This is a genomic window from Aminobacter sp. SR38 (assembly GCF_014843375.1).
GTDB lineage: Bacteria > Pseudomonadota > Alphaproteobacteria > Rhizobiales > Rhizobiaceae > Aminobacter > Aminobacter ciceronei.
Genome location: NZ_CP062112.1, coordinates 5127198 through 5152082 on the forward strand (window position 1 = coordinate 5127198; position 24885 = coordinate 5152082).

General features: G+C 63.7%; 28 protein-coding genes. 18 read left to right on the top strand and 10 right to left on the bottom strand.

Annotated elements, in window-relative coordinates; genetic code table 11:
• Positions 1-7 precede the first annotated feature (7 nt).
• The 6 genes from IG197_RS25050 to IG197_RS25075 all read left to right on the top strand — a co-directional run bounded on the left by IG197_RS25050 (position 8) and on the right by IG197_RS25075 (position 5611).
• On the top strand, positions 8-1027 hold the full coding sequence (locus tag IG197_RS25050) for a DUF4424 domain-containing protein (protein WP_246765241.1): 1020 nt from the start codon (positions 8-10) through the stop codon (positions 1025-1027).
• A 40-nt stretch (positions 1028-1067) separates the two neighbouring features.
• A complete protein-coding gene (locus IG197_RS25055; RefSeq protein ID WP_192315594.1) occupies positions 1068-1589 on the top strand; it encodes a dihydrofolate reductase in 522 nt (173 codons plus the stop codon).
• A gap of 149 nt (positions 1590-1738) precedes the next feature.
• The gene (hflK, locus tag IG197_RS25060; RefSeq protein ID WP_067960518.1) at positions 1739-2842 is read left to right on the top strand and encodes an FtsH protease activity modulator HflK; all 1104 of its coding nucleotides are present in this window, start codon (positions 1739-1741) and stop codon (positions 2840-2842) included.
• On the top strand, positions 2842-3780 hold the full coding sequence (hflC, locus tag IG197_RS25065; RefSeq protein WP_067960521.1) for a protease modulator HflC: 939 nt from the start codon (positions 2842-2844) through the stop codon (positions 3778-3780). Before hflK ends, hflC begins: the two co-directional genes overlap by 1 nt.
• A 3-nt stretch (positions 3781-3783) precedes the next feature.
• Positions 3784-3969, top strand: coding sequence for a DUF2065 family protein (locus tag IG197_RS25070; RefSeq protein ID WP_192315596.1), 186 nt, complete (start codon positions 3784-3786; stop codon positions 3967-3969).
• 124 nt (positions 3970-4093) lie between these two features.
• Positions 4094-5611 (top strand): DegQ family serine endoprotease, encoded by a 1518-nt coding sequence (locus IG197_RS25075; protein WP_192315598.1) that lies wholly within the window; start codon positions 4094-4096, stop codon positions 5609-5611.
• Positions 5612-5655: 44 nt separating this feature from the next.
• Here the strand turns inward: IG197_RS25075 and IG197_RS25080 are convergent, their stop codons facing one another.
• Both IG197_RS25080 and serB read right to left on the bottom strand, forming a co-directional pair.
• Positions 5656-6228, bottom strand: coding sequence for a GNAT family N-acetyltransferase (locus IG197_RS25080; protein ID WP_192315600.1), 573 nt, complete (start codon positions 6226-6228; stop codon positions 5656-5658).
• On the bottom strand, positions 6225-7112 hold the full coding sequence (serB, locus tag IG197_RS25085) for a phosphoserine phosphatase SerB (RefSeq protein WP_192315602.1): 888 nt from the start codon (positions 7110-7112) through the stop codon (positions 6225-6227). The genes IG197_RS25080 and serB overlap by 4 nt, the downstream gene beginning before the upstream one ends.
• On the opposite strand from serB, the gene miaA reads away from it, so the two are divergent.
• Both miaA and IG197_RS25095 read left to right on the top strand, forming a co-directional pair.
• A complete protein-coding gene (gene miaA / locus IG197_RS25090; RefSeq protein WP_185910400.1) occupies positions 7102-8079 on the top strand; it encodes a tRNA (adenosine(37)-N6)-dimethylallyltransferase MiaA in 978 nt (325 codons plus the stop codon). The genes serB and miaA overlap by 11 nt on opposite strands.
• A gap of 46 nt (positions 8080-8125) precedes the next feature.
• Positions 8126-8917 carry a GGDEF domain-containing protein gene (locus IG197_RS25095; protein ID WP_154386658.1) on the top strand — a complete coding sequence of 264 codons (792 nt, stop codon included), beginning with the start codon at positions 8126-8128 and terminating at the stop codon, positions 8915-8917.
• A gap of 157 nt (positions 8918-9074) precedes the next feature.
• On the opposite strand, the gene IG197_RS25100 is transcribed toward IG197_RS25095, so the two are convergent.
• Positions 9075-9890, bottom strand: coding sequence for an alpha/beta fold hydrolase (locus IG197_RS25100; RefSeq protein ID WP_192315603.1), 816 nt, complete (start codon positions 9888-9890; stop codon positions 9075-9077).
• 216 nt (positions 9891-10106) lie between these two features.
• On the opposite strand from IG197_RS25100, the gene IG197_RS25105 reads away from it, so the two are divergent.
• Positions 10107-10418 (top strand): hypothetical protein, encoded by a 312-nt coding sequence (locus IG197_RS25105; protein ID WP_067960538.1) that lies wholly within the window; start codon positions 10107-10109, stop codon positions 10416-10418.
• Between the two features lie 26 nt (positions 10419-10444).
• Here IG197_RS25105 and IG197_RS25110 read toward each other — a convergent pair whose 3' ends face one another.
• Positions 10445-12271 carry an ATP-binding protein gene (locus IG197_RS25110; RefSeq protein ID WP_067960541.1) on the bottom strand — a complete coding sequence of 609 codons (1827 nt, stop codon included), beginning with the start codon at positions 12269-12271 and terminating at the stop codon, positions 10445-10447.
• Between the two features lie 366 nt (positions 12272-12637).
• On the opposite strand from IG197_RS25110, the gene IG197_RS25115 reads away from it, so the two are divergent.
• The 4 genes from IG197_RS25115 (at position 12638) to IG197_RS25130 (ending at position 16589) form a co-directional block, all read left to right on the top strand.
• A complete protein-coding gene (locus IG197_RS25115; RefSeq protein ID WP_256441225.1) occupies positions 12638-14422 on the top strand; it encodes an acetolactate synthase 3 large subunit in 1785 nt (594 codons plus the stop codon).
• Between the two features lie 76 nt (positions 14423-14498).
• The gene (ilvN, locus tag IG197_RS25120; RefSeq protein WP_067960547.1) at positions 14499-15071 is read left to right on the top strand and encodes an acetolactate synthase small subunit; all 573 of its coding nucleotides are present in this window, start codon (positions 14499-14501) and stop codon (positions 15069-15071) included.
• Positions 15072-15228: 157 nt separating this feature from the next.
• Positions 15229-15909 (top strand): hypothetical protein, encoded by a 681-nt coding sequence (locus IG197_RS25125; protein ID WP_192315604.1) that lies wholly within the window; start codon positions 15229-15231, stop codon positions 15907-15909.
• A gap of 83 nt (positions 15910-15992) precedes the next feature.
• The gene (locus tag IG197_RS25130; protein WP_192315605.1) at positions 15993-16589 is read left to right on the top strand and encodes a LysE family translocator; all 597 of its coding nucleotides are present in this window, start codon (positions 15993-15995) and stop codon (positions 16587-16589) included.
• On the opposite strand, the gene IG197_RS25135 is transcribed toward IG197_RS25130, so the two are convergent.
• Both IG197_RS25135 and IG197_RS25140 read right to left on the bottom strand, forming a co-directional pair.
• Positions 16590-17063 carry a DUF2269 domain-containing protein gene (locus tag IG197_RS25135; protein WP_192315606.1) on the bottom strand — a complete coding sequence of 158 codons (474 nt, stop codon included), beginning with the start codon at positions 17061-17063 and terminating at the stop codon, positions 16590-16592. It abuts the gene before it with no gap.
• A 3-nt stretch (positions 17064-17066) separates the two neighbouring features.
• On the bottom strand, positions 17067-18341 hold the full coding sequence (locus tag IG197_RS25140; protein ID WP_192315607.1) for an SDR family oxidoreductase: 1275 nt from the start codon (positions 18339-18341) through the stop codon (positions 17067-17069).
• A gap of 98 nt (positions 18342-18439) precedes the next feature.
• On the opposite strand from IG197_RS25140, the gene nthA reads away from it, so the two are divergent.
• The 3 genes from nthA to IG197_RS25155 are packed head-to-tail and all read left to right on the top strand — an operon-like array spanning position 18440 to position 20080.
• The gene (gene nthA, locus IG197_RS25145) at positions 18440-19057 is read left to right on the top strand and encodes a nitrile hydratase subunit alpha (RefSeq protein WP_067960562.1); all 618 of its coding nucleotides are present in this window, start codon (positions 18440-18442) and stop codon (positions 19055-19057) included.
• Positions 19054-19713 carry a nitrile hydratase subunit beta gene (nthB, locus tag IG197_RS25150; RefSeq protein WP_192315608.1) on the top strand — a complete coding sequence of 220 codons (660 nt, stop codon included), beginning with the start codon at positions 19054-19056 and terminating at the stop codon, positions 19711-19713. Before nthA ends, nthB begins: the two co-directional genes overlap by 4 nt.
• Positions 19700-20080, top strand: coding sequence for a nitrile hydratase accessory protein (locus IG197_RS25155; protein ID WP_192315609.1), 381 nt, complete (start codon positions 19700-19702; stop codon positions 20078-20080). Before nthB ends, IG197_RS25155 begins: the two co-directional genes overlap by 14 nt.
• Here the strand turns inward: IG197_RS25155 and IG197_RS25160 are convergent.
• Complete coding sequence (locus tag IG197_RS25160; protein WP_192315611.1) at positions 20077-20589, bottom strand: GNAT family N-acetyltransferase; 513 nt, start codon at positions 20587-20589, stop codon at positions 20077-20079. The genes IG197_RS25155 and IG197_RS25160 overlap by 4 nt on opposite strands.
• Before the next feature lie 183 nt (positions 20590-20772).
• Positions 20773-21408, bottom strand: a complete 636-nt coding sequence (locus IG197_RS25165; RefSeq protein WP_192315613.1) for an ankyrin repeat domain-containing protein — start codon at positions 21406-21408, stop codon at positions 20773-20775.
• Positions 21409-21595: 187 nt separating this feature from the next.
• On the opposite strand from IG197_RS25165, the gene IG197_RS25170 reads away from it, so the two are divergent.
• Positions 21596-22723, top strand: coding sequence for an ATP-dependent RecD-like DNA helicase (locus tag IG197_RS25170; RefSeq protein WP_154386649.1), 1128 nt, complete (start codon positions 21596-21598; stop codon positions 22721-22723).
• Between the two features lie 123 nt (positions 22724-22846).
• On the opposite strand, the gene IG197_RS25175 is transcribed toward IG197_RS25170, so the two are convergent.
• Positions 22847-23719 carry a protein phosphatase 2C domain-containing protein gene (locus IG197_RS25175; protein ID WP_192315615.1) on the bottom strand — a complete coding sequence of 291 codons (873 nt, stop codon included), beginning with the start codon at positions 23717-23719 and terminating at the stop codon, positions 22847-22849.
• Positions 23720-23840: 121 nt separating this feature from the next.
• On the opposite strand from IG197_RS25175, the gene IG197_RS25180 reads away from it, so the two are divergent.
• The gene (locus tag IG197_RS25180) at positions 23841-24461 is read left to right on the top strand and encodes a hypothetical protein (protein ID WP_192315617.1); all 621 of its coding nucleotides are present in this window, start codon (positions 23841-23843) and stop codon (positions 24459-24461) included.
• Here IG197_RS25180 and IG197_RS25185 read toward each other — a convergent pair.
• On the bottom strand, positions 24458-24862 hold the full coding sequence (locus IG197_RS25185) for an STAS/SEC14 domain-containing protein (RefSeq protein ID WP_067960583.1): 405 nt from the start codon (positions 24860-24862) through the stop codon (positions 24458-24460). The two genes, IG197_RS25180 and IG197_RS25185, sit on opposite strands and share 4 nt — an antisense overlap.
• Positions 24863-24885 lie beyond the last annotated feature (23 nt).

Sequence of the window (24885 nt, forward strand, 5' to 3'; positions counted from 1 at the left end):
CTACCGGATGGCACGCCGTGACGGACTGATCGCCCTGAGCGTTGCCGGCATGTCGGCGATGTCTGCTCCCGCATCCGCCAACGACACGACGGCGCAGCTTGGCGCCGGCGGGTTGATCATCGGTCGCAGCGACCAGATCGCCATGGAAAGCGAGGATCTGTTCATCTCCCCGGAGAAGGTGACGGTCGACTACGTGTTCCGCAACAATTCGGACAAGGATGTCGAGACGCTGGTGGCGTTTCCGATGCCCGACATCGAGGGCAGTCCCTACGCCAATGTCGACATTCCGGTGGATGCGTCCGACAATTTCCTCGGCTTCTCGGTTTCGATCGACGGTCAGGAGGTGAAGCCTGAGTTGCAGCATTCGGCTTTTGCCGTGGGGCTGGATATCGGCAAGGAGCTGGACGCCAACGGCGTACCTTATTTTCCGTTCGGCGACGCGACGTTGAAGGCGTTGGAGAAGCTGTCGTCGGAAGTGGCGGCCGACTGGCAAAACCGCGGGCTGATCGCACTCAATGAGTATGACGACGGTTCGGGCATGAAGAGCGTGCGCGAGCCGTTGTGGCAGCTGCACTCGGCTTATTGGTGGAGGGCCAGCTTTCCGGCGGGCAAGCCGGTGAAGGTCGCGCACAGCTACAAGCCGAGTGTTGGCGGCACGGCTGGTGTCAGCTTCTACACGGATGGCAAGTTTCAGGGGCAATACGACGGCTACAAACGCAAATACTGCCTCGACGAAAGTTTTGAACGCGCTGTCGAGAAGGCGGCCAAGAATTCCGGTGACGGCTTCCCACCCTATACAGAAACCTGGCTGTCCTATGTGCTCACCACGGGCGGCAACTGGGCATTGGGCACGATAGGCAAGTTCAGGCTGACCATCGACAAGGGCGATCCAGCCAACATTGTCAGCTTCTGTGGCGCTGGCGTGAAGAAAGTGGGGTTGACCACCTTCGAGATGACTGCCACCGATTTTTATCCCGAGCGCGATATCGAAATTCTGATCCTGCAGCCCTACGATAGCCCACGGTAAGCGACCGGGCGCAGATTCGCCTGGGTGGGAAGGGCGTCCGATGGAAGTTGCGATCTACGTGGCGATAGCCGAAAACGGTGTCATCGGCCGCGACAGCGGCTTGCCGTGGCGGCTGTCGAGCGATCTCAAGCGCTTCAAAGCAGACACGATGGGCAAGCCGATCATCATGGGGCGCAAGACCTGGGAGAGTTTCCCCAAGCGCCCTCTGCCGGGACGGCTGAACATCATCGTTACCCGTGACAAGGCGTTTCGCGCCGAGGGTGCGGAGGTGGTGCATTCGCTGGAAGACGCCATCACGCTTGGCACTGCCAAGGGTCGCTGCATGCCTGGCGTCACCGAAATCTGCGTCATCGGTGGGGGCGAGATCTACCGCCAGGCGCTGCCGCTCGCCGACCGGCTGCATGTTACCCATGTCATGGCGTCTCCCGACGGCGACACGCGCTTTCCCGATATCGATCCGGAGATCTGGGCGGTTGCACACGCCGAAGATTTTGCCGCCGGCGAAAAAGACAGCCATGCGACACGCTATACCGTTTACGAAAAGCGCCACGACGTGCATTGATGGTGTGAATTCATACATTTGTAGTGGAATCCGAGGCACTTCAAGGGCATCGCGTTGAAAGCGCTTGCCCGCATCCCTATAGATGGTGTCAGTAATTGTGCGGCCGTCTCAGGCGTGGCTGCCATGGTTTCGTAGTCGAAAGGACATTCATGCCCTGGAACAATCAAAGTGGAGGCGGCGGCGGTGGCCCTTGGGGTGGCGGCGGCGGCAATAATGGCGGCGGCGGCCCCTGGGGGCAGGGACCACGTCCAAGCGGGCCGCAAGGTTCGCCTCCCGATCTCGAGGACATCATTCGCCGGGGCCAGGACAAGCTGAAGCGCGCGCTGCCCGGTGGCGGTGGCTCGACCGGCGTGCTGTTCGGCCTTATCGGCGCTGGCCTTGTCGCTTTCCTGGCGTTTCAGTCGGTCTACACCGTGCAGCCGGATGAACTGGCGGTTGAACTGCGTTTCGGCAAGCCCAAGCAGGAATTGTCGCAGCCCGGCCTGCATTTCCACTGGTGGCCGATCGAGACTGTCGAGAAGGTCAACACGGCTGAAAAGCTGGTCAATATCGGCGAAGTCCGCGGCAGCACGTCTTCCGGCCTGATGCTTTCGGGCGACCAGAACATCGTCGACGTCAAGTTCTCCGTCGCCTACCAGGTTTCGGATCCCCAGGCCTATCTGTTCAAGGTTTCCGAGCCCGACATCATGGTTCGCCAGATTGCCGAGAGCGCGATGCGCGAAGTCGTCGGCCGCCGTCCGGCGCAGGACATCTTCCGCGACGACCGCCAGGGCATTGCCGCTGGCGTGCGCGACATCATCCAGTCGACCCTCGACCAGTATGGCGCCGGCCTTGCCGTCAACGCGATCTCGATCGAAGACGCCGCACCGCCACGCGAAGTGGCCGACGCGTTCGACGAGGTGCAGCGCGCCGAGCAGGACGAAGACCGCTTCGTCGAGGAATCCAACCAGTACTCGAACCAGAAGCTCGGCCAGGCGCGAGGCGAGGCGGCGCAGATCCGCGAAGACGCCGCCGCCTACAAGAACCGCGTCGTTCAGGAAGCCCAGGGTGAGGCGCAGCGCTTCATCTCGGTCTATGACGAATATGCCAAGGCGCCCGACGTGACCCGCCAGCGCCTCTATCTCGAAACGATGGAAAAGGTGCTTCAGGGCTCGAGCAAGGTGATCGTCGAGCAAGGCAACGGCCAGGGCGTTGTGCCCTATCTGCCGCTGCCTGAATTGCAGAAGCGCGCTCCGGCGGCGGGAGGCAACTAATGTCCAATCGTCTTCCCATCATCGGCGTTCTCGCCGCTATCATTCTGTTCTTGATCTGGTCGTCGATCTTCGTCGTCAACGAACGCCAGCAGGCCATCGTGCTGCGCTTCGGCGAGATCGTCGACGTCAAGACCGAGCCGGGCATCTACTTCAAGGCGCCGTTCTCGATGTTCGAGGCCGACAACGTCCAGGTCATCGAGGACCGCGTGCTGCGCCTCGACCTCGACGACATCCGCGTCCAGGTTTCTGGCGGCAAGTTCTACGACGTCGATGCTTTCATCGCCTATCGCATCAACGACGCCCGCAAGTTCCGCTCGACGGTGTCGGGCAGCGTGGAACTGGCCGAGCAGCGCCTGCGCACCCGCTTCGACGCGGCCCTGCGCCGGGTCTACGGTGTGCGTGGTTTCGAATCCGCGCTCTCGGAAGAGCGCGCGGCGATGATGCGCGAGGTTCGCGACCAGCTGCAGCCTGATGCAACGTCGCTTGGCCTTGAAATCCAGGATGTCCGCATCCGCCGTACGGATCTCACCCAGGAAGTGTCGCAGCAGACCTTCGACCGCATGAAGGCGGAACGTCTGGCCGAGGCCGAAAGGCTGAGGGCACGCGGCCGCGAAGCTGCGCAGCGCATCCGCGCCCGCGCCGACCGCGAAGTGGTCGAGATCGTCGCCGAAGCGCAGAAGGAATCGGAAATCCTGCGCGGTGAAGGCGAAGCTGAACGCTCGGCGGTGTTTGCCGACGCCTACAACCGCGATCCCGAGTTCTTCGACTTCTACCGGTCGATGAGCGCATACGGCACGGCTCTGAACGCCGATGGCACAACCATGGTGCTGTCGCCGGAATCGGAGTTCTTCCGCTACTTCCGCGGCCCCGAGGGCGGTGCCGCAAAGGCTGCGCCGGCGCCTGCCGCCGGTGCTGCCGCTCCCGCCGCCAGCAACTAAGCAGTGCGGGACTTCATCGTCGCCATCGGCCTGGTCCTCGTCATCGAGGGCCTGGTCTATGGCGGCTTTCCAGCCGCGGCCAAGAGGATGGCTGCGCAGGCGGCCGATATGCCTGAGGCCGTGCTCCGGACAATCGGTCTTGCCGCCCTTGCCATGGGCGTCGGCATCGTCTGGCTCGTCAGGGGATAACGGACGATTTATCCCGTGCCCGTAGCAATGGTCGCAAACAGGCCTTATTTGTTTCCATCATGACGCTTCGCGTCCGGACGGCCCGGGCGCGATCTATGCCATGACAGCCCCGGGAGGCTTCCCTATGATTTCCACGCCCCTTTTGCGCGCCATGCGAAAGGCCTCTCTGGCCGCCACCACGGCGCTGATGATCGGCGCCTCCGTCGCCCCGTCCTTCGTGACGCCGGCGCTGGCGCAAGGACCGGAGTCGGTCGCCAACCTCGCTGAGGGCCTGCTGGGCGCGGTTGTCAACATCTCGACGTCGCAGACCGTCAAGGGCAGCGAGGGCGGTGAGGACGAGAACGCGGTTCCGATGCCGCAGCTTCCCGAGGGCTCGCCGTTCCAGGATTTCTTCGACGAGTTCTTCAAGAACCGCGAAGGCCAGAACAATGGCGGCTCGCAGAAGGTGCAGTCGCTCGGCTCCGGCTTCGTCATCGATGCCGAAAAAGGCATCGTCGTCACCAACAACCACGTCATCGCCGACGCCGACGAGATCGAGGTCAATTTCTCCGACGGCTCGAAGCTGAAGGCCGAGCTGGTCGGCACCGACACCAAGACCGACATTGCGGTGCTGAAGATCGACCCGAAGGCCAAGAAGCTGACCGCGGTGAAGTTCGGCGATTCCGACAAGATGCGCATCGGCGACTGGGTGATGGCGATCGGCAACCCGTTCGGGCTTGGCGGCACGGTCACCGTCGGCATCATTTCGGCGCGTAACCGCGACATCAATTCCGGCCCCTATGACGACTTCATCCAGACCGACGCTGCGATCAACCGCGGCAATTCGGGCGGGCCGCTGTTCAACATGGATGGCGAGGTCATCGGCATCAACACGGCGATCATCTCGCCCTCGGGCGGTTCGATCGGCATTGGTTTCTCGATCCCGGCCGAGATCGCGGTCGGCGTTGTCAACCAACTCGCCGAGTTCGGCGAAACCCGTCGCGGCTGGCTCGGCGTGCGCATCCAGCCTGTCACCGACGACATTGCTGAGAGCCTGGGCATGGCCACCGCCAAGGGCGCGCTGATTGCCGGCATCATCAAGGGCGGACCGGTCGACAAGGGCCAGATCCTGCCCGGCGACGTGGTGATCAAGTTCGACGGCAGGGACGTCGTCGAAATGCGCGACCTGCCGCGCGTCGTCGCTGAAAGCCCCGTCGGCAAGGCCGTTGACGTGGTGATCGTGCGCAAGGGCGTCGAGCAGACCGTCAAGGTGACGCTCGGTCGGCTCGAGGACGGCGAGAAGCTGGCTGAAGGCGAGGCCACCAAGCCGGAAGAGGGCGCCGACAAGGGTGCCGAGGTCGCCACGGCAAGCGTGCTCGGCATGACCATCGGCGAACTCGACAGCGACGCGCGTGCCAAGTTCGGCATCGCTGCCGAGGTGTCAGGCGCGGTGGTCACTGCCGTTGCCAAGGATTCAGCTGCCGCAGAGCGCGGAATCGTCGCCGGCGAGGTGATCACCGAGATCGCCCAGGAATCGGTGTCGACGCCGAAGGAAGTGACCGACCGGATCGCCGCGCTCAAGGAGCAGGGTCGCAAGAACGCGCTGCTGATGCTGGCGTCCAAGACGGGTGAACTGCGCTTCGTGACGATCCGGATGGATTGAGTCAGGAGATTCAGGCAAACCCCTGAAAGACAAGGAAAAGGCGGCTAGTTGGCCGCCTTTTTCCGTTCTTGCCACTGGTTCCGCTTGAGATTGTAGAAGACGTGGCGCTTGAGCTCTGGATGGGCGTCGGGAACGCGCGGGTGGTCGAAATTGCGCGACGGCTCCGCCCGCATTCCGAGGCGCTGCATGACCGCCGTCGAGCGATTATTGTTCCAGACAGCGAACGAGACGACTTCATCGTCGCCGATCGCCTCGAAAGCAAAATCGAGCCAGGCATCCGCCGCCTCGGTGACATAGCCTTTGCCCCAGAACTCTGGTGCAAGACGCCAGCCGATTTCGAGCGTGCCCTTGGGGATGAACGGTTCGAGGTCGGTGCGCAGCAGGCCGACGAAGCCGATGCATTCGCCTGTTCCGGCAATTTCGGCGGCGGCGAAGCCAAAGCCGTCGCTGTCGATGCCGGCGCGCAGCTTGTCCAGCAACCCGTCGCTTTCTGCGCGGCTGCGGCGCATGCCGAAGAACTCCATCACCAAGTCGTCGGAGTTGATGCGGTGGAAGAGGGCACGGTCGCGCTCTTCCCAGTTGCGCAGGATCAAACGCTCAGTACGAATCTCCTTCATCGCGCGAATTCGCGCGCGCTGTAGCCCTGGAGGTAGAGCAGGGCGGTAAGATCGGAATTGTCGACGCGGATCTTGGCTTGGGCGGCCACCGACGGCTTGGCATGAAGAGCAACGCCCGAGCCGGCGAGGCGGATCATGTCGAGATCGTTGGCGCCATCACCGACGGCCATCGCGTCGGTCGGGGTGAGGCTGAGGCGGGTAGAAATCTCGTTGAGCGCAGCGGCCTTGGCGGCGCGGCCGAGGATCGGCTCGGAAACCTTTCCGGTGAGCTTGCCGTCGGCCTCGATCAGGTGGTTGGCGCGGTTTTCGTCGAAGCCGAGCTTGGCGGCGATGCGCGAGGTGAAGACGTCGAAGCCGCCGGAGACGAGGGCGGTATAGGCACCATGCGCCTTCATGGTGGCGACCAGCGTCTTGCCGCCGGAGGTGAGTGTCAGCCTGGTGTCGATGATGCGGTCGATGACTGCGGCGTCGAGACCGGCAAGCAGCGCGACACGCTCGCGCAGCGCCGGCTCGAAGGCGATCTCGCCATTCATCGAGCGCGCGGTGATGTCGGCGACACGATCCTTGACGCCGATCTCGTCGGCGAGCTCGTCGATGCATTCCTGGTCGATCATCGTCGAATCCATGTCGGCGATGAGGATCTTTTTCCTACGTGTCGCGTTATCCTGGATGGCAAAATCGATGGCTTCGCCGGAGAGGGCGGCGGCAAGCGAAGCATGGGCATCGTCGGCCGAAAGTCCCGCTGGCAGGGCGATGTCGCAGGCAACGGCCTCGGCCAGCCACACAATGGCGCTTGCGCCCAGGGCGCGAGAGGCCTTATCGGCAAGGGACGGAGCCAGCAGAGCGCGGTCCGGATGGGAAATCAGCGTGGCGATCAGCGGCATCAAAAATTCCGGGACTAGCGAGGGGCGCATCAAGAACGCGACCCTGATAGCCGGGCCGACCGCCAGCGGCAAGTCGGCGTTGGCGCTCGAACTCGCCGAGCGTGACGGCGGCGTCATCGTCAATGCCGATTCGATGCAGGTCTATGGCGTGCTCGACGTGCTGACGGCGCGCCCGAGCGCCGACGATCTGACACGCGTGCGCCACTTCCTCTACGGCCATGTCTCGCCGGCGACGGCCTATTCGACCGGCAACTGGCTGCGCGACGTCGCCGTGCTGGCCGACAGCGGACTGTTTGCCGAAAAGCCGCCTGTGTTCGTCGGCGGCACCGGGCTTTATTTTCGGGGGCTCGCCGAGGGTATTTCGGAGATGCCCGAAATCCCAGCCGAGATCAGGGATCGCTGGCGCTGGCGTCTCAACGAGGAAGGCGCGCCGCGGCTGCATCGCGTGCTGATGCACGTCGACAGCGAGGTGGCGATGCGGCTGAAAGCCAGCGACGGCCAGCGGATCGTGCGCGCGCTGGAGGTGCTGGAGGCGTCGGGCCGCTCGATCCTGAAATGGCAGGCCGACAAGGGCCATCCGCTGATCGACTTCGCCACGGCGCGCTTCATCGTCATCGCGCCGGAACGGGACCTTCTGATCAAGCGCATAGACCAGCGTTTCGACAGGATGATCGAGGGCGGCGCGCTGGACGAGGTCAAGGAAATCATGGCGATGCGGCTTGCGCCCGAATTGCCGGCGATGAAGGCGATCGGTGTGCGCGAACTGGCGGCGGCCATAGCCGGCGAGATGAGCTTCGACGAGGCGATCGAACGTGCCAAGATCGCCACGCGCCAATATTCGAAGCGGCAATCGACGTGGTTCCGCAACCAGTTCGGGCCGGAGTGGCAACGCATCGGCGGCGAGGCCGGACGGACGTCCGGAGGCGCCGATGCATCGGAAGTGGCGGCAGGGATTAACCGTCCGTAAGGCGCAGCCATGACATAACCCGCGCAGGGGTTCCACTAGGATCATCATGCGCTTTCACCGGGCTGAAACCGCGTTTTTCATCTTCAGTGCGCTGATTTTGTCGGCAGCGCTGGGGATTTTCTACGCCTGGGGCCAGGTGCAGGGGGCCGCGGAGGCGCTTTACACGCCCGGCTGGGTGCAGAGCGTCGAGGCCGTCGAGCGGCTGCTGTTCATGATCGCACTGCTTTTGAGCGGTACGCTTGTCTACGGCGTGTTCTTCATTTTTCCGCAGATCCGCACGCAGGTGAAGGAAGGCGGCGAGCTGCGCCAGATGACGGCGTCGCTGAGCGAGCGGTCGCGCACGCTTGAACAGGCGGCACTCACCGACGGTCTGACAGGCATGCAGAACCGGCGCTATTTCGACGATGCATTGCGGGAATATCTCGGCGAGTTTGGCCGCATCGACAGGCCTGTCGGGCTGATGATCCTTGATCTCGACCACTTCAAGCAGGTCAACGACACCTATGGGCACGACGCCGGCGACGAGGTTCTGCGCTCTGTCGCCAAGTGCCTCAAGAGCATGACGAGATATCACGACGTGGTGGCGCGGCTGGGCGGCGAGGAATTCGCCATCGTCGCGCCCAACATGGACATCGAGCTTCTGCAGCGCTTCGCCGAGCGCATGCGCAAGGCGATCGCCGGCATGGCGATCGAGGCTGGCGGCGCGCACCTCAACGTCACCTCGAGCTTCGGCCTCGCCTTGTGGGACCGCGAGGAAACGGCCGAAGAGTTCTATCGCCGCGCCGACAAACAACTCTACGAAGCCAAGCGGCAGGGCCGCAACCGCGTCTGCGCGTGAATTCCTATCGCTGAATTCGTGATGCCGGCCGCCTGACGCGGTTTTCTCCGCTTCCCGTGCTCACGGACTTGGTGTCCGCTCCGCTCCGGTTCTCGAAACCCACGCCATTCGGCACGACCTGACGAATTCCCCGATAGCAATAGGCACTGCGGAGCCGTTAGAGAAAGCCCTCCAGGCTGGCCAAGAAACGTTTGGGCGCTTCCAGCTGTGGCATGTGGCCAATATAGGGAATCGGTTCGAAACCTGCCTGCGGCATAAGCGCGTGAAGGGCCTTCGCCCGCTCAAGCGGGATCCAGGGATCGTCTTCTCCCCAGATGATCTGCACCGGGCAGCGCACATTTCCAAACAGGGGCTCGACCTCTGCCGTGTAACGCTCGTCGGCCTGGGCAAACTGCCTGTAAAAGCTGGCAGATCCGTCGTCCGTCAGCCATGGCTCGACCAGGCCGCGGATGTCGTCATCGGCGACCGTGCCGACCAGGGCGCCCCTGATATAGGCCTCCACAAGCGCCCGGTGGATGTGGGTCGGCAGACCCTGGAAGGCCTCGACGTGCTTGCCCATGTGATCGAAGAATGCCGAGCCCCAGGGGCGCATCGCCACAACGTTCATCAGGACGTAGCGGTCGTAGTCGCAGCCAAGCAGAAGGTGCGCTCGCAAGGTGGTGGCACCACCGAAGTCGTGGGCAATGACCGAGGGGCGCACGAGTTGCCAGTGGGCAAGCATCTCGGCGAAAATCTCACCCTGGACATCGAGTGAAGTCCGCTGCGTGGCGACCTTGTCCGATTGCCCGTAGCCTGGCATGTCGTACCAGTGCACCCGGTATCGCCGCGCCAGATCAGGGATGACCCGGTGCCAGGAGAAGGACGACCAAGGCCAGCCATGCGCGAGCACGAGGTCGGGGCCATCGCCGGCGCGGCCGGCGCTGATACGGCCGGCGCTGGTCGAGACCGATTCGGAAAGCGTCCATTCGGCCATGCGCTTTTCTCCACGGTATGCCGGCTCTCATGGTCGCGGCTGCGGCGGCAGATGTCATGGCTCAGCGCCGGATGGCGACTGCGCCAGGGCGACGGAATTCATCTGCCATAGACCTTGGCTCTAACTTGCCGCTGGACGTCCTCGTCGAACGACGCAACACTGATCCTGCCGCCGTCTGAATGGCTGCGGCCGCATCAGGGCAGAGGAGGACGACGAATGGACGATTCAGACCGGTGGCGGAACATGGCGAGCGCGCCAAAGGACGGCAGCCGGATTCTGGTCACCGTGCGGCCTTCCGAACAGGGACCGGCGGAGGTCGACGTGGCCTACTGGGCCCGGCCCGACGCATTCGGCATCGAAGGCTGGCGCGCCGGCGATTCCTACCCGGGCTGCATCATCGGCTATGCTGATCCGGAACTGAAATGCTGGATGCCGCTTCCTACAGCCAATCTGAGCAAGAATTCCCCTGAAATGCCGACGCCCTGGGAAGGCGATGACGAGGAACAGCTGGACGGTTCGGGAATCTGAACTTGAACAGCCATTCTTGAGCCCGTTCAGTCCTGTGGCGGACGGCCGCCGAAGGTCGAGGGGCGCAGGCCGAAGCGGGTATCGAAATCGTCGTCCGGCTGCGGCCTCGGCGCTGCCGGTTTGCGGTAGTCGCTGTCGCCTGCCTGGCGCTGGACGTCGACGACTTCGGCGAAGCCGAGTGCCGTTGCTTGCGGTTTTGGCACGTTGCGCAGGCGCTCGACGACGGCGGCCAGATCGACGTCGTCGCCGCTGCTCGTCGGCGCCTCGGCGGCACGCTTGCCGGTGCCGGGGATAAGTTCGTCCGAAAGCTTTTCGAACTTCAGGCGCATTGTGGTGGCGACGCCTTCGCCAAAGGCGATGGCCTCACGCTGGCCCATCGACGACAGGAAAGAGAGTGTCGAGGCGGAGGAATCGGCGATGGCCGAGCGGATGATCGCCTGGTCCTGTTCGTTGGCGAGGCGCATGGCGAAAACGGTCGAGCATTGCGACAGGATTGTGGGGTCAAGTTCGCCCGGGCGCTGGGTGACGACGCCGAGGTAGCAGCCATATTTGCGGCCCTCCTTGGCGATGCGCGACAGCGCGTGGCGCGTCGGCGCAAAGCCGAGCCTGTGGTCGGCGGGCATGTAGCGATGGGCTTCTTCGCACAGCAGCAGCAGCTTGAGGCGCCCTTCGCTCCACAGCGCAAGGTCGAAAGCGAGGCGGGCGAGCACCGAACAGACCGAATTGACGACTTCCGACGGCATGCCTGCCATTTCGAAGCAGGTGACCGGACGGCCATGCGTCGGCACGCGGAAGATGTTGCCGATGGTCTCGTGGATGGTGTCCTCGATCAGCCTGGAATGGAACATGAAGCGGTAGCGCGGATCGGCCAGCGCCGACTCGATGCGGGTGCGCAGCGACTTCAGGATCGGACGCTCGTTCTTCGATTCGAGCAGCCCCATGCGTTCGTCGATCTGCTTGATCAGGTCTGCGATGCGGTAGGGCACGGGCGTGTCCGCGGTCAGGGCGTCGACGCCACGGCGCAGGAAGGCGCCGCCTTGGGGACTGCGGTAGAGGTTCTTGGCGACGGGAATGAGGTCGCGCAGCACGTCGATCTCGTCGGCGTCGGTCTCGCGGCCGCGAAACAGCACTTCCGAGAACTCCTCGAGGCGGAACAGCCAGAAGGGCAGGTCGAGCGAATTGGTGTCGACCTTGACGCAGTGCTCCGGCAGCGATGCAGCGAACTCGTTGTGCGGGTCCATGATTAGGACGCGCAAATCGGGCCGTGCCGAAATCGCCTTGCGCAGCAGGAGCGAGACGGCAGTCGATTTGCCGACGCCTGTCGTGCCGACGACGGCGAAATGGCGGGCAAGGGTCTCGTCGATCGCGATACAGGCGTCGATAGCATCGTCCTGGGAAAGCTGGCCGATGGTGACGGTGCGGCGTCCGGCAAGGTCGTAGACCGCCTGCAGGTCGCGGCTGCGTATGCGATGGGCGATGGCGCCGATATAGGGATAGGCGGTGATGCCGCGGTCGAACACCGGGTACTTGTCGGTGCCCACGTCACGAACCTCTCCGATCAGCTCGACATTGACCTCGATGGGGTTGTCGCCTTCGCTGCTCCACGAGCGGTCGGACTTGGCGATGGAATAGACCAGGCCGATGGTGCGGGTTTCGCCGAGATTGATGCAGATCATGCGGCCGACGGTCCACAGGCCGACTGCGGCCGAGGCTCCCTCTGCATAGGCGCTGATGACCGCGCGGGCACCATCGCACTGCACGACATGGCCAAGGATGCGGGCGTCGTCCTGTTTCGGGTCGCGCCGCTCTTGCGAGGTGGTTTCTCCGCCCTCGGCCTGACGTTCGAAGTACATCGCAGTAATTCCCCCAAATCTGGCCAAGAGAATAGCGCTGCGCAGTTAAGGTGGGGTGATGGTTGATGGTGTAGCGATCGTTAAACGAAACGGTCGAATTGGAATTTCCAAGGGGCGGGTGACGCTGCGGAAAAAGTTGTCCCGCCCGGTTGACAGGGCGCGGTGTCGCGCACTAACGTCCGCGCCCATGAACAAGACACTCATTCTCGTAGTAGGAAGGCGCGTGGGCAAGGCGGTGTGACCGCCGGGCGAAATCCCCCCATGCGCAAATGTGAAGGCTCCCTCGGGGGCCTTTTTTATTGCCCGAAACAGGACTAAACGAGCAGCAACCGCCGAAAAACGGCGAAGGAAAGACGGGACGGACCGATGAGCGGACATAGTGACAGCGGACGACGCGAAATGACCGGCGCCGAGATGGTGGTGCAGGCGCTGAAGGACAATGGCGTCAAGCACCTCTTCGGCTATCCCGGCGGCGCCGTACTTCCGATCTATGACGAGCTGTTCCAGCAGGACGATGTCCAGCATATATTGGTGCGCCACGAGCAAGGCGCGGGCCATGCCGCCGAAGGTTATGCGCGCTCGACCGGCAAGGCCGGGGTGATGCTGGTGACCTCGGGACCGGGCGCCACCAATGCAGTGACGCCGCTGCAGGACGCGCTGATGGATTCGATCCCGCTGGTCTGCATCACCGGCCAGGTGCCGACCTCGCTGATCGGCTCCGACGCCTTCCAGGAATGCGACACCGTCGGCATTACCCGGCCGTGCACCAAGCACAACTGGCTGGTGAAGGACGTCAACGAACTGGCCCGCATCCTGCACGAGGCCTTCCATGTCGCCACCACCGGCCGTCCCGGCCCGGTCGTCGTCGACATCCCCAAGGACGTGCAGTTTGCCCGGGGCACCTACACACCGCCGCAGACTGCGCCGCGCACCTCCTACCAGCCCAAGGTCCAGGGTGACCTGGAGAAGGTCAAGGAAGCCGTTGCCCTGATGGCCACCGCCAAGCGGCCGATCATCTATTCCGGCGGCGGCGTGGTGAATTCCGGCGCGGAAGCCAGCCATCTGCTGCGCGAGCTGGTCGATCTCACCGGCTTCCCGATCACCTCGACGCTGATGGGCCTGGGCGCCTATCCGGCATCGGGCAAGAACTGGCTCGGCATGCTGGGCATGCACGGCAGCTACGAAGCAAACATGGCGATGCATGACTGCGACGTCATGGTCTGCATCGGTGCGCGTTTCGACGACCGCATCACCGGTCGCCTCAATGCGTTCTCGCCGAACTCGAAGAAGATCCACATCGATATCGACCCGTCGTCGATCAACAAGAACGTGCGTGCCGACGTGCCGATCCTGGGCGATGTCGGCCGCGTGCTGGAAGACATGGTGCGGCTGTGGCGGGCGACCGCCAAGGCGGACAAGAAGACGCTGTATCCGTGGTGGGAGCAGATCGCCAAATGGCGCGCCCGCGACAGCTACGCATACAAGCACAACAGCGACGTGATCATGCCGCAATACGCGATCCAGCGGCTCTACGAGAACACCAAGCACCTCGACACCTACATCACGACAGAGGTCGGCCAGCACCAGATGTGGGCGGCCCAGCATTACGGCTTCGAAAAGCCGAACCGCTGGATGACGTCGGGCGGCCTGGGCACGATGGGTTACGGCCTGCCGGCAGCGCTCGGCGTGCAGATCGCGCATCCTGAATCGCTTGTCATCGACATCGCCGGCGACGCGTCGGTGCAGATGTGCATCCAGGAGATGAGCGCCGCCCTTCAGTACAATGCGCCGATCAAGGTGTTCATCCTCAACAATTCCTACATGGGCATGGTGCGCCAGTGGCAACAGCTGCTGCACGGCAATCGTCTGTCGCACTCCTACACCGAGGCGATGCCCGACTTCGTCAAGCTGGCGGAAGCCTATGGCGGCCACGGCATTCGTTGCGACAAGCCGGACGAGCTCGACGACGCGATCAAGGAGATGATCTCAGTGAAGAAGGCGGTGATCTTCGATTGCCGCGTGGCAACGCTCGCCAACTGCTTCCCGATGATCCCATCGGGCAAGGCGCATAACGAGATGCTGCTGCCGGACGAGGCGACCGACGAGGCTGTGGCCAACGCCATCGACGCCAAGGGCCGCGAACTGGTGTGACGGACCGCGTGCGGCCTTCGGGGAGGGCCGCACAATCAACGAGTTGGCGCAAACGCCTGAGATCGAGATTCATCTTATGAACGCACAGCTACAGCCCACCGGTTCGGCCTATTTCATCGCCAAGGAAACCGAGAAGCCGGAAACCCACACGCTATCGGTGCTGGTCGACAACGAACCGGGCGTGCTTGCCCGGGTCATCGGCCTGTTTTCCGGCCGCGGCTACAACATCGAAAGCCTCACTGTCTCCGAAACCGAACATGAGAAGCACCTGTCGCGCATCACCATCGTCACGCGCGGCACGCCGCATGTGCTCGAGCAGATCAAGCACCAGCTCGAGCGCATCGTGCCGGTGCACCGCGTCGTCGACCTGACGGTTACGGCGCAGGAACTGGGCACCGGCGGCGCATTGGAACGCGAGCTGGCGCTGGTCAAGGTGTCGGGCACCGGTGACGCCCGCGTCGAGGCGCTGCGCCTGGCCGACGCCTTCCGCGCCAAGGTGATCGACGCCAACACCGAGCATTTCATCTTCGAACTGACCGGCAAGGTATCGAAGATCGAGCAGTTCATCGCCATCATGAAGCCGCTCGGCCTGGTCGAGGTCTGCCGTACCGGCGTGGCGGCAATGAACCGCGGCCCGCAGGGGATGTGAGGGCAGGGCGCGGTTCCGGCCGACGCCCTACCTGCCCTGGCCAAGCGATCGTTGTGGCGGGGTCAGTCGTTGGCAGCCTCTGGTTGCTGAGGGTGATTGCAGCAACGTCCGGGAAGTGTGAGGTCCGGACGTTCAAGCTCAACTTCCCGGCCTCAAGATGAACGACCTGACCAACAACGACCTCTGGAACAAGATAGCCGGCTTCGACTTCGACGATCCGCAAGCCGAAGCTCCGTTTTCGGTGCGGCTGGCACGGGAGAATGGCTGGACGCTCGAGCGGTCGAAGGCGGCCATCGATCAGTACCGCCGCTTCATCTATATGGTCTGCATTTCCGATGACATGCTCAGTCCGTCGCCCGACGTCGACAAGGTCTGGCACCTGCATCTGATCTACACCAAGGACTACTGGAAACGCTTCTGCGACGAGACGTTAGGGCAGGAGGTGCATCATGTTCCGAGCAGAGGAGCGGACGAGAGCCAGGGGCCGCTGCGCGAAGCCTATGCCAGGACCCTCGAATTGCTGACCGAGGAGTTTGGCGAGACCCCTGATGCGAGCTTTGTGGCCTGGATTGGATGCTGCGCGGCCGCTTGCTACCGGGGCGCTTGGCCTCGGATCCGCAGTCCTGCCTGCGGCGGAGATCACCTTCGGGATCGCCTTGGCACTGATCGTGATTACGGTTTCACTGCTCTGGAGTGCCGGAAAAGCGACGCCGGAGACGCTCCAAAGCCGGTGACAGTGGCTGCGGCGGCGGTGCCAGCGCCGGAGATGGCGACGGTGGCGGCTGTGGTGGCGGCGATTGAGCCAGCAGCCATTGAGGCGTTTATGCATCTGGCTTAGCGCTTGAGCGTCGCTGGTTCGTTGTCGAATCTTTCAATTAAGGTCAGTAATACTGACATAAAATTGCCCGACGGGAGGGATCGATGACCTACGACGCATTCCTTGCACTGCTGGTCTATGCGTTCGTGACCTCGATCACGCCGGGACCGAACAATTTCATGCTTTTGGCCTCGGGCGTTAATTTTGGTTTCGTGCGCACGATCCCGCATATGCTGGGCATCGGCTTCGGTTTCCTGTCGCTGCTGCTTGGCGTCGGCTTCGGGCTGGGCGCGGTGCTGACGGCATTTCCGGCGCTGCACCTGGTGCTCAAGTTCGCCGGCGGGGCCTATCTGCTCTATCTCGCCTGGCGCATCGCCATGTCGCGCTCGCTCGGCAAGGATGGCGAAAGCAAGGGCCAGCCGATGACCTTTCTCGAAGCGTCCGCCTTCCAGTGGATCAACCCGAAGGCCTGGGTGATGGCCGTCACCGCGATGGCGCTTTACACCAGCACCGAAGCGCCGTTCCTGTCGGTGCTGATCATTTCGGGCGCCTTTGCCGTGGTCAACGTGCCGAGCGTGTCGTGCTGGGCCGGCTTCGGCATGGCGCTGCGCGGTTTCCTTGCTGACCCGGTGCGGCTGAAATGGTTCAACATCGCTATGGGCGTGCTGTTGGCAGCCACGCTGTGGCCGATGCTGAAATAGTCAGAACAGCTCGATCGCCGGCCGGGTCAGCATCAGCCAGAAGATGGCGATGACACTGAAGAAGGCCGGGAAACCGCAGGCGAACCAGAGGCGGTAGAGCCTGAAGTAGCTGTCGGGCAGGCGCTTGCCCCTGGCGGCGGCATCGCGCGCGAGGTTGCGCAGCTTGATCTGGATGAACACCACAGGCAACCAGAACAGACCGGTCAGGGCGTAGAGCGCGAGCGACAGGGCTATCCAGCTCTCAGTCAGCGGCCAGCCGACCTCGTGTGCGAGCCAGGCGCCAGTGATCGGCTGCAGGATGACCGCAGTGGCGGTGAACATTGTGTCGGCGACGACCACCGTGCCGGCGACATGGGCGATGGTCGCGGGATCGTGGGTGCGGTGGGCCACGGCCATGAAAAAGGCGATGCCGGCTCCCGTGCCGAACAGCACCGCGGCACCAAGGACGTGGGCGAGACGGAGGATTTCTTCCATGGTTCAACGCTCGTCCAGTATGGCAAGCGCCACAAGCGCCAGCACGATCGATGGCAGCACCTTGACCAGCGGACCGAGTGGATCAGCCCAGAGGCCTGAAACAAGCACCGTGGCTGAGGCGAGATAGGCGACAGATAGTCCGACCATGCCGATCAGGGCCGGTTTGGCGTAACGGCGGATAGCAACGCCCAGGCCGAGCGCGATGTCGGCGAGGCTGGTGACCAGGGTGATGGCATATGCAAATCCCACTGGCGCGCCGGCAGCGGCAAGATGCGCCGCCGAGGTCTCGAAACGCAGCAGGGCGACGAGACCGGAGAGCAGCCAGAACAGGCAAAGCGTGCCGAGCACCAGCGGCTTCAGCAGATAGAGCCGGGCGAACCACAATTCCTGAACGCCGGCGGGACTTGCGGCAAGCGTCTGGTCGAGGGAGTGGAGCTTGCGGCCGGAGCCGGTAGCATGGCCGCTAATGCCGCCGGCCGCGACCTCAAGTGCTGTCGAGCGCAGGGGCGAGCGCCAGCCGAGCCGGCCAAGCAGGTCGGCAGCACCGGCGGCAATGCCGGCGAAGATGCCGGGAAGGGCAAGCACGCGTGCCGGCGGCAGGCCGAGCCATTGGCGGTGGCGGGCGACGGCTTCAGCGAGCGTCATCGTCTCAGGCGCTGCCAGGTCGAGGTCGGTGCCCGCGGGGATTGAGCCTGACAAGGCATCGACGACGGCACAAGCGACGTCGTCAAGCGCAACGAACTGCATGTGGCTGTCGCCGAAGATCAGCGGCGTGATCAGCGGAGAGGCTGCCAGTGCCCGCAGCAATGCCGAGCCGCCATGGGCAGCACGGCCGATGACGATGGCAGGGCGCAGGATGACGAAGGCCAGGCCGGAGGCGCGGAGGGCAGCATCGGCCCGCCGCTTGGTGGCGAAGAAGGGGCTGTTTGCCGCGACGTCGTCGGTACGCGCCGAAATCTGGACGATGAGGCGCGGCGCCGCGACCTGGTAAAGCGCGTTCATGGCGCCGAACTGGACAGCAGCGACATCGTCGCGCGGACCATCCTGCAGCGCGCCGGCGCAATTGACTACGGCATCAATGCCTTGAAGCAGCGGGCGCCAGTCCGCGGGCTGAGACAGCTGCGCAATGTCGGCCTTGACCCAGTCGAAGTCGGGATAGCGGCGGGCGGCAGTTTCGGTGTCTCGTGCCAGCGCAACGACCGAATGCCCGCGCGCGGCAAGCGACCTTGCCACCGCTGCACCGATGAAGCCGTTGCCGCCGAGAATCAGAACCCGCATGGCGCGACGATAGCGAGCTTCGGGGCGACACGGCAAACGTCGGCTGGCCCAAGGCGAGGATGCTTGCGTGGCGCCGTGCAGGCGCTTAGCCTCCTGCCATGTCACACGATCATGACCACGACCACCATCACGACAACGAGCTTGATCCAATGGCCGCCCGCGTGCGGGCGCTGGAGACCATCCTGACCAGGAAGGGCCTGATCGACCCCGAGGCGATCGACGTCATCGTCGATACCTACGAGACCAAGGTCGGCCCGCGCAACGGTGCGCGCGTCGTGGCCAGGGCGTGGTCCGATCCCGAATTCGCCGACTGGCTGAAGCGCGACGCGACTGCCGCTATCGCCTCGCTCGGCTATAGCGGGCGGCAGGGGGAGCATATGCAGGCGGTGTTCAACACTGCCGAGACGCACAACCTCGTCGTCTGTACTTTGTGCTCCTGTTACCCGTGGTCGGTGCTGGGCCTGCCGCCGGTCTGGTACAAGGCGCCGCCCTATCGCAGCCGGGCGGTGATCGACCCGCGTGGTGTGCTTCAGGAATTCGGGCTCACCTTGGCGGCGAACAAGAAGATTCGCGTCTGGGATTCGACCGCCGAGCTGCGCTATCTCGTCGTGCCGCAGCGACCCGCAGATACCGACGGCTGGAGCGAAGACAAGCTCGCTGAGCTGGTGACGCGGGATTCGATGATCGGCACGGCGCTCGCGCGGGAGGCCGCATGAACGGACCGCATGATCTCGGCGGGCAGATGGGTTTCGGGCCTGTCGCGCCGGAAAAGGACGAGCCCTATTTCCACGCCGAATGGGAAAAGCGTGCGCTGGGCGTGACGCTGACGGCGGGCGCCATGGGCGCCTGGAATATCGATGAGAGCCGGCACGCGCGGGAGAGCCTGCACCCGGCCGACTATTATGCGTCTAGCTACTACGAGATCTGGATCAAGGCGCTGGAAACGCTGCTCAAGCGACACAACTTTGTCACTGAGAATGATTTCAAAGCTGGTGATGCGGTCGACCCGGCCGCGACGCCCAAGCGGGTGCTGAGAGCAGAAAATGTGCCGGCGACCCTTGCCAAAGGCGGACCCTGCGATCGGCCGGTGGCGGGGCCGGCGCGGTTTTCGCTTGGTCAGCGCGTGCGGACGAAGAATTTTCATCCGACCGGTCACACCCGCCTGCCGCGTTATGCCCGCGGCAAGGAGGGGGTGATCGACGCGGTGCGCGACGGATTTGTCTTCCCCGACAGCAATGCGCCCGGCCAGGGCGAAAACCCGCAACGGGTCTACACCGTGGTGTTTTCCGGCGGCGAATTGTGGGGCGAGGGCGCGGATTCGACGCTTGAAGTCAGCATCGACGCCTGGGAGAGCTACCTTGAGCCGGCATGAGGCGGGGATTCCGGCAGGAACAGGGGCGCCCGATGCGCCTGTTTTCGCCGAGCCCTGGCAGGCCGAGGCCTTTGCCATGGTGGTGGCGCTGCACGAGCGCGGTCTGTTCGGCTGGGCGGAGTGGGCCGAGCGGCTGTCGGCGGAGGTTAGGCGGCCGGAGGCAGCAGCCGATGGAAGCGACTATTACGAGCGCTGGCTGGCGGCGCTTGAGAGGCTGTTGGCGGAAAAGGGGCTTGCCGGCCATGACGAGGTCGATGCTGTCGCCGCCGCATGGGCGCGGGCCGCGCACGCCACGCCGCACGGCCAGCCGATCGTGCTGGAGAACGATCCGGAAAGCGCACATTCGCTGAGTGCAGCTACGCCTTAGAGTGGCCGCCACATGCGGTGCACGACATGTGTTTTCAGGCCGATCTTGAAGTTCGGGATGCTCTGGACCAGCCGAAAGCCTTCGCGCTCCCAGAAGGCGCGGCCGCGGGTGTTTTCGTCGAGCACGGCAATCAGAAGCCGTGTCCCGTTGCGCGCCTGTGCTGTGGCGGTCAGGTGGTCGAGGAAAGTGCGACCGAGGCCCACACCACGGCAGTTCTGATCGATCAGCAGCAGCCCGATATAGGCGTCGTCGGTTTCAGGATAGCCGAAGGCCATGTCGGCTATGGCGACAAGCGTTCCGCCGGGCAAGAACATGCCAAGTTTGCAAGACGCCGCGAGATCGCTGCCGGGCGGATGGTCGGTGAAGAAGTCCGCCACCATCTGATCGGTGGGTTCCGCGCCGGATTCCAGCAAGACGAAGTCGGCGGCGCGATCATAGAGGTCGCGCACGGCGGAAGCGTCGGCTGGGATCAGCGGTCGGATTCCAAGGGGCTCTGGATCTGTCTTCAAGGCAGGCGCTTTCTTCGATCCTGAGCGGCGTAAAGGCAGCCTTATGGAAACTCAATGGCAGGGGCGGGCAAATTGACAGGCCAGCCGATCAGGCTCGGGACAAGTCATCTCGTGGGCGCGAAGAGCTCATTTGGGGAGCTGTCGTTGATGCGCTTGCCGGCCAGAGCCGAGCGTGACAGCGGCTCAATCGCCGTCGAAGAACCTGCGGATCGCCGCTTCCAGCCTTTCGATGAACGGGTGGTCGTGCCCGCTTCCGGCCCAGATCAGGGCGTTCAGCCTGACGTCCTTGTTGAGGAAGTTCAGTTTGCCTGTGGCCAGCAGATACTCCGCGATCGCGTAGTGACGTCCCTTGATGGCCTCGATGAGGGCGTTGTTTCGACCGCTCTTGTCGGTGGAGTTGACGTCGGCGCCGCGCTCCACAAGCAGCCTGACGGCATCAAGATGGCCGTTCTTCGCGGCTTCGATCAGGGCCGTCCTGCCGTAATATTCCGCCTTCGCGTCGATGTCCGTTTGCGGGTGCCCGACGATGGCGAGAATACAGGCGTAGTGGCCCTTGGCCGAGGCCAGGCTAAGCGGCGTACTTTTCCATCTGTTCCTGCAGTTCGCGTCGACTTCCGGATGCCCGACCAAAGCTTCGACTACCGAGGCATGGGCATTGAGAGCTGAGAGGTGAAGCGCCGTCCAGCCGTCGTCGTCCGATTGATTGACGTCGGCGCCGGCGGCAAGCTCCGCGTTGGCGGCGTCCACGTCGCCACGCTCTGCCGCCACCAGCAGGGCAGGCCAAGCGCTGGCCTCATTGAATTGCAGGCTTCTGGTCACGTCAGTCGCCTTCATGGAGATGCACGCGCCACGATATCACAATTTGCCAGGTTTCTCGCGGTCGGCTGATGAGCGAGGGTTCCCTTTCCGAGGAAGACTGCACCTTATTGGGCCAACTTGTCAGCTTATGTGGCGCTTCGGGACGCAATCTCTTGCCCTTGGCCGCCGAATCCTGTCAGTCGAAACGATGGATTTTTCACCTCAGCAAGACGAAGCGCTGCAGGCAGTGGCGCGCTGGCTCAAGTCCGGAAGGCCGCAGATATTCCGGTTGTTCGGTTATGCCGGCACCGGCAAGACGACGCTTGCGCGCTATTTCGCCGAGCATGTCGACGGCCAGGTGCAGTTCGCTGCCTTCACCGGCAAGGCAGCGCAGGTGCTGCGCTCGAAGGGTGCCACCAATGCGCGCACCATCCATTCGCTGATCTACCGGCCGAAGGGCGAGGAGGCGATTGCCGACGAGGCGACCGGCAAGACCTCGATGTCGCCGACATTCTCGCTCAACCGGCAGAGCCCGATCGCCAAGGCCAAGCTCGTCGTCATCGACGAATGCTCTATGGTCGACGAGCAGCTCGGGCGTGACCTTCTGACCTTCGGCACGCCGGTTCTCGTCCTGGGCGACCCGGCACAGTTGCCGCCGATTTCGGGCGGTGGTTTCTTCACCGAACACGAGCCGGATTTCCTGCTGACCGAAATCCATCGCCAGGCGCGCGACAACCCGATTCTGAGGCTGGCGCTTGACGTGCGCGAGGGCCGTGAATTCATGCGCGGCGACTATGGCACGGCGCAGGTGATCGGCAAGGAGGACGTCACCCAAGATCTGGTGCTCGATGCCGACCAGGTGCTTGTCGGTACCAACCGGACACGGCGGCGCTACAACCAGCGGCTGCGCGAGCTCAAGGGTTTTACGGCAGGATACCCACAGGCGGGTGACAAGCTTGTCTGCCTGCGCAACGACCCGGCCAAGGGTCTGCTCAACGGCTCGTTGTGGAAGGTGATGACCTCGTCGCGCGAGACGGTGAAGCCCGGCATTAACCTGCTGGTCGCGCCCGAGGAGGACGATCCCGATCGTGGCGTCGCCAAGATCAAGCTATTGAAACAGACTTTTGAGAGCCCCGACGAGGAGATCCCGTGGGGCACCAAGAAGCGCTACGACGATTTCGACTACGGTTACGCGCTGACGGTGCACAAGGCGCAAGGCTCGCAGTGGAACAATGTCGTGCTGTTCGACGAGAGTTGGGCATTCAAGGACACGCGCCAGCGCTGGCTCTACACGGCGATCACGCGTGCGGCCGAACGGCTGACGATCGTCCGCTAGAGCATTGGGCCGGCTGGCAACCCGCCGATGCGCGCGTTCTCGAGCGCGAGGATGCGCATCGAGACGGTTCTGCAATAATTTGCCGCAGTTGGCTTTACCTGAGCCGAGCCGCCTTGCTTGCCGTCAGGCGACGATCTCGAACAGCACTGCCGTGGCGTCGTCCGAGATCTTGAAGCGCGGGAATTGCTGGCCGTCGGGGTCGTCGACCCGTTCGATATGCCGAAGCTCCTGCAGGAGCGGGGCAAGGCCTGTGCTGGCAGCGGCGCGGACCAGGTCGGAGACGCCATAGCGGCCATACTGGTCGGCAAGGGCGGCGAAGCCGTCGGAGCACAGCAAGCCCCTGGCCGGCAGGGCAACGTCGAGCTGCTCGGAGGCGAGATGATCGGCGGCGGCGGGCTCGATGCCGAGGGTCCAGACCGATCCGCCGGGCTGGTTGTAAGCGGCGCGGCGGCGGCGCAACTCGTCGCGCACAACGGGCTCGTCGGCGAGCGCCTGATGCGTCGCGAATCCACCAGACTGTGCAATCGCCCGCCGGGCGCCGTCGCGCTCATTGGCGTAGGCGGCCTTGATGGCAGAGGTTTCGACGATCTTGCCATCGGCGTCGACCAGGAACAGGCGGCAATCGCCCAGGCCGTGCGTGACCAGCCGGTCGCCTTCAACATGAACCATCTGGAAGCTCGCGATCGGCAGATTCCAGGCCTCGATCGGCAAGGCGTGGGCCGCCTCGTGCACGACATTGGCGGCGCGCTGGTTGAGCTCGCGCACGACCTCGGCGACCTTGCGGCCATTACGAACGAGTTCCTCGAAGGTGCTCTGGGCAAAACGCGCGAGCCAGGCGGCATCCGAACCGTGCAGGCCGACGATGCTGGTGCCGCCGAGGCCAGTGGCGCCGTCGATGACAAAGGCGCAGCTGGCATTGCCACCGGCGCTGTCTTCGTTGGGACGCGAGGCAGAGCCCGGGTCAGTGATCGAATCGATAATGCGGATGTTTGGCATGATGATCGCTGTGTGGCGCGCGCCGATGACCGGAGTGTGACCGCGGCAAGGTGTGTGAAGGTTGCAGTTTGCACAGTCCGTGGCAGATTGTCAGGTCAGGCAACCGAACCTTTGTTGGTCCATGGCAGTCTTTCAACAGATCGTCAGTCTCGGCCCGAATTGCCGCGCAAAGTTCCATATCCGGAAGATTTTCGGCGAGCGCATCTCGAGGCGGGGTGTGTTCGACTGGCAGGTGACGCCTGTTCCAGCCGTTGCCGAATACATCAGGCGCGACTTCAACGGCTTGTTCGAGCGGGACGATCTCCATGTCGTCGATGGCGTCGTCTTCAACAAGCGCTTCGGCACCAGCCACATGCACGAGTTTCCCAAAGACATCGCCGAGAATACGCTCGACGCGCTCTATGCCAAGGCGCGCGAAGGCCATGACATCTGGTGCGCTGTCAGCAGGATGGCGCTGAACAACGATCTCTCGACATTGTTCGTACTGGCCCGTCCGGTGTCGGCGGGCGATATGGCCGAGATTTCCGGTCTCATCGAAAAGGCGCGTCCCGGGCGACGTTTCCTGCTTCTTGCAGCGCCTGAGGGCGATCATGACGACCACTGGAGCGGCGATCACGAGGTCTGGAAAGCGCATCTGTCGTCGTTTCAGATCAGGTGGCCGCTGTCGGCCATCTTGGCCGAGCAGATGCGGCGCCTGCGCAAGAATGTCCGCTATCTGAGGCCACGCTCGATGAGGGCCTAGCCGGCGTCGGCCGGCTTTGCGCCGAGCCATTCCCACGCCTTGATTTCGTCGGCATCGGTGAAGTGTTTTGTTTCGATCGAGGTGAGTGGAGCAAACAGGCCGACGACCGGGCCCATCCAGACAGGGCCACCGACGAGCGCATAGCGCCTGATGTGATGCAATGCCTTCCACTTGCCCCTGAAGGTCAAGGGATCGAACAAGGCCGACCAGTCGAACCCGTCATATCCGCTCGCGCGCAGCAGGACGTCGATCTTGTCATGGCCTTCATAGGCGGCATCGAGCAGGCCATAGGCGTTTTCGATGTCGGCCTGGGTGAAATGGCCGACGATCTCAAAGGCAAAGACCTCCGCATTGTCGGTGTCGATGCGCCGGAAGGGCGGTGGAGCATCCATGGAGCTCATCGGGTTGTCCTCGTCGATGCGGC

Excerpts from the sequence above, each read along its gene's own strand:
- IG197_RS25050 (WP_246765241.1), top strand. The coding sequence starts at position 8 with ATGGCACGCCGTGACGGACTGATCGCCCTGAGCGTTGCCGGCATGTCG.
- IG197_RS25055 (WP_192315594.1), top strand. The coding sequence starts at position 1,068 with ATGGAAGTTGCGATCTACGTGGCGATAGCCGAAAACGGTGTCATCGGC.
- hflK (WP_067960518.1), top strand. The coding sequence starts at position 1,739 with ATGCCCTGGAACAATCAAAGTGGAGGCGGCGGCGGTGGCCCTTGGGGT.
- hflC (WP_067960521.1), top strand. The coding sequence starts at position 2,842 with ATGTCCAATCGTCTTCCCATCATCGGCGTTCTCGCCGCTATCATTCTG.
- IG197_RS25075 (WP_192315598.1), top strand. The coding sequence starts at position 4,094 with ATGATTTCCACGCCCCTTTTGCGCGCCATGCGAAAGGCCTCTCTGGCC.
- IG197_RS25080 (WP_192315600.1), bottom strand. The coding sequence starts at position 6,228 with ATGAAGGAGATTCGTACTGAGCGTTTGATCCTGCGCAACTGGGAAGAG.
- serB (WP_192315602.1), bottom strand. The coding sequence starts at position 7,112 with ATGCCGCTGATCGCCACGCTGATTTCCCATCCGGACCGCGCTCTGCTG.
- IG197_RS25095 (WP_154386658.1), top strand. The coding sequence starts at position 8,126 with ATGCGCTTTCACCGGGCTGAAACCGCGTTTTTCATCTTCAGTGCGCTG.
- IG197_RS25100 (WP_192315603.1), bottom strand. The coding sequence starts at position 9,890 with ATGGCCGAATGGACGCTTTCCGAATCGGTCTCGACCAGCGCCGGCCGT.
- IG197_RS25105 (WP_067960538.1), top strand. The coding sequence starts at position 10,107 with ATGGACGATTCAGACCGGTGGCGGAACATGGCGAGCGCGCCAAAGGAC.
- IG197_RS25110 (WP_067960541.1), bottom strand. The coding sequence starts at position 12,271 with ATGTACTTCGAACGTCAGGCCGAGGGCGGAGAAACCACCTCGCAAGAG.
- IG197_RS25115 (WP_256441225.1), top strand. The coding sequence starts at position 12,638 with ATGAGCGGACATAGTGACAGCGGACGACGCGAAATGACCGGCGCCGAG.
- ilvN (WP_067960547.1), top strand. The coding sequence starts at position 14,499 with ATGAACGCACAGCTACAGCCCACCGGTTCGGCCTATTTCATCGCCAAG.
- IG197_RS25125 (WP_192315604.1), top strand. The coding sequence starts at position 15,229 with ATGAACGACCTGACCAACAACGACCTCTGGAACAAGATAGCCGGCTTC.
- IG197_RS25130 (WP_192315605.1), top strand. The coding sequence starts at position 15,993 with ATGACCTACGACGCATTCCTTGCACTGCTGGTCTATGCGTTCGTGACC.
- IG197_RS25135 (WP_192315606.1), bottom strand. The coding sequence starts at position 17,063 with ATGGAAGAAATCCTCCGTCTCGCCCACGTCCTTGGTGCCGCGGTGCTG.
- IG197_RS25140 (WP_192315607.1), bottom strand. The coding sequence starts at position 18,341 with ATGCGGGTTCTGATTCTCGGCGGCAACGGCTTCATCGGTGCAGCGGTG.
- nthA (WP_067960562.1), top strand. The coding sequence starts at position 18,440 with ATGTCACACGATCATGACCACGACCACCATCACGACAACGAGCTTGAT.
- nthB (WP_192315608.1), top strand. The coding sequence starts at position 19,054 with ATGAACGGACCGCATGATCTCGGCGGGCAGATGGGTTTCGGGCCTGTC.
- IG197_RS25170 (WP_154386649.1), top strand. The coding sequence starts at position 21,596 with ATGGATTTTTCACCTCAGCAAGACGAAGCGCTGCAGGCAGTGGCGCGC.
- IG197_RS25175 (WP_192315615.1), bottom strand. The coding sequence starts at position 23,719 with ATGCCAAACATCCGCATTATCGATTCGATCACTGACCCGGGCTCTGCC.
- IG197_RS25180 (WP_192315617.1), top strand. The coding sequence starts at position 23,841 with ATGGCAGTCTTTCAACAGATCGTCAGTCTCGGCCCGAATTGCCGCGCA.
- IG197_RS25185 (WP_067960583.1), bottom strand. The coding sequence starts at position 24,862 with ATGAGCTCCATGGATGCTCCACCGCCCTTCCGGCGCATCGACACCGAC.